Genomic DNA, 2,143 nt, shown 5'->3' with positions numbered 1-2,143 from the left:
CCTGTGCCCTATACTCTGTCATGAACCTTGCTGTATCGACAACCAACCACAAAAGCGGTGGTGGTGGAGGATGACGGGATCGAACCGACGACCCCCTGCTTGCAAAGCAGGTGCTCTCCCAGCTGAGCTAATCCCCCGAGGTAATCGTTGGTGGGTCAAGTTGGAATCGAACCAACGACCCCCGCCTTATCAAGACGGTGCTCTAACCGACTGAGCTACTGACCCATCTATCACCAGTGGGCGATACCTTCAATGGTCATGACATTAACTAACAGCCAATAAGTGTGGACGCTTTCGCTTTGCGAGCCATTCGCTCTAAAAGGAGGTGATCCAGCCGCACCTTCCGATACGGCTACCTTGTTACGACTTCACCCCAGTCATGAATCCCACCGTGGTAAGCGCCCTCCTTGCGGTTAGGCTACCTACTTCTGGTGAAACCCACTCCCATGGTGTGACGGGCGGTGTGTACAAGACCCGGGAACGTATTCACCGCGACATTCTGATCCGCGATTACTAGCGATTCCGACTTCACGCAGTCGAGTTGCAGACTGCGATCCGGACTACGATCGGGTTTCTGAGATTGGCTCCCCCTCGCGGGTTGGCGACCCTCTGTCCCGACCATTGTATGACGTGTGAAGCCCTACCCATAAGGGCCATGAGGACTTGACGTCATCCCCACCTTCCTCCGGTTTGTCACCGGCAGTCTCATTAGAGTGCTCTTGCGTAGCAACTAATGACAAGGGTTGCGCTCGTTGCGGGACTTAACCCAACATCTCACGACACGAGCTGACGACAGCCATGCAGCACCTGTGTTCCGGTTCTCTTGCGAGCACGGCCAAATCTCTTCGGCTTTCCAGACATGTCAAGGGTAGGTAAGGTTTTTCGCGTTGCATCGAATTAATCCACATCATCCACCGCTTGTGCGGGTCCCCGTCAATTCCTTTGAGTTTTAATCTTGCGACCGTACTCCCCAGGCGGTCAACTTCACGCGTTAGCTGCGCTACTAAGGCCTAACGGCCCCAACAGCTAGTTGACATCGTTTAGGGCGTGGACTACCAGGGTATCTAATCCTGTTTGCTCCCCACGCTTTCGTGTCTGAGCGTCAGTATTATCCCAGGGGGCTGCCTTCGCCATCGGTATTCCTCCACATATCTACGCATTTCACTGCTACACGTGGAATTCTACCCCCCTCTGACATACTCTAGCTCGGCAGTTAAAAATGCAGTTCCAAGGTTGAGCCCTGGGATTTCACATCTTTCTTTCCGAACCGCCTACACACGCTTTACGCCCAGTAATTCCGATTAACGCTTGCACCCTACGTATTACCGCGGCTGCTGGCACGTAGTTAGCCGGTGCTTATTCTGCAGATACCGTCAGCAGTATCCCGTATTAGGGGATACCTTTTCTTCTCTGCCAAAAGTACTTTACAACCCGAAGGCCTTCATCATACACGCGGGATGGCTGGATCAGGGTTTCCCCCATTGTCCAAAATTCCCCACTGCTGCCTCCCGTAGGAGTCTGGGCCGTGTCTCAGTCCCAGTGTGGCTGGTCGTCCTCTCAAACCAGCTACGGATCGTTGCCTTGGTGAGCCTTTACCCCACCAACTAGCTAATCCGATATCGGCCGCTCCAATAGTGAGAGGTCTTGCGATCCCCCCCTTTCCCCCGTAGGGCGTATGCGGTATTAGCCACTCTTTCGAGTAGTTATCCCCCGCTACTGGGCACGTTCCGATATATTACTCACCCGTCCGCCACTCGCCGCCAAGAGAGCAAGCTCTCTCGCGCTGCCGTTCGACTTGCATGTGTAAAGCATCCCGCTAGCGTTCAATCTGAGCCAGGATCAAACTCTTCAGTTTAATCTCTGTGGTTGTCCCGTCTTGCGACGAGACCGATTGTGTCTCAAAGAAAAATTCAGAGTTACACAAGGTAATTCTTCATCTTTCGTTTGTGAGCACTTGATACAAACTTGTGGCGATCCCCGAAGGGTTCGACTCGCTCATTCCAAGCGCCCACACTTATCGGCTGTTAATTGTTAAAGAGCAGTGACAGTTGCCTGTCGTTCTACTGACTAACCCGGCTGGCTCGTCGCGCTTGGCGCTTCGTGCCTTGCTGTGTTAGCAGCAGAGAAACGAGATTATGAAGCA

Annotated in this window: 2 tRNA genes and 1 rRNA gene; all 3 read right to left on the bottom strand. The window is 53.3% G+C overall.

Going from position 1 to position 2,143, the window contains the following annotated elements:
* Window positions 1–61: 61 nt before the first annotated feature.
* The 3 genes from N879_RS10865 to N879_RS10855 all read right to left on the bottom strand — a co-directional run bounded on the left by N879_RS10865 (window position 62) and on the right by N879_RS10855 (window position 1,855).
* A tRNA-Ala gene (locus tag N879_RS10865) sits at window positions 62–137 on the bottom strand.
* 11 nt (window positions 138–148) lie between these two features.
* A tRNA-Ile gene (locus tag N879_RS10860) sits at window positions 149–225 on the bottom strand.
* Between the two features lie 93 nt (window positions 226–318).
* Window positions 319–1,855, bottom strand: a 16S ribosomal RNA gene (locus N879_RS10855).
* Window positions 1,856–2,143: the final 288 nt, after the last annotated feature.

Source organism: Alcaligenes sp. EGD-AK7 (assembly GCF_000465875.3).
Classification (GTDB): Bacteria; Pseudomonadota; Gammaproteobacteria; order Burkholderiales; family Burkholderiaceae_B; genus Alcaligenes; species Alcaligenes phenolicus.
Note: the sequence above shows the minus strand (reverse complement) of the source record. Positions and strands in the feature narration are given on the sequence as shown.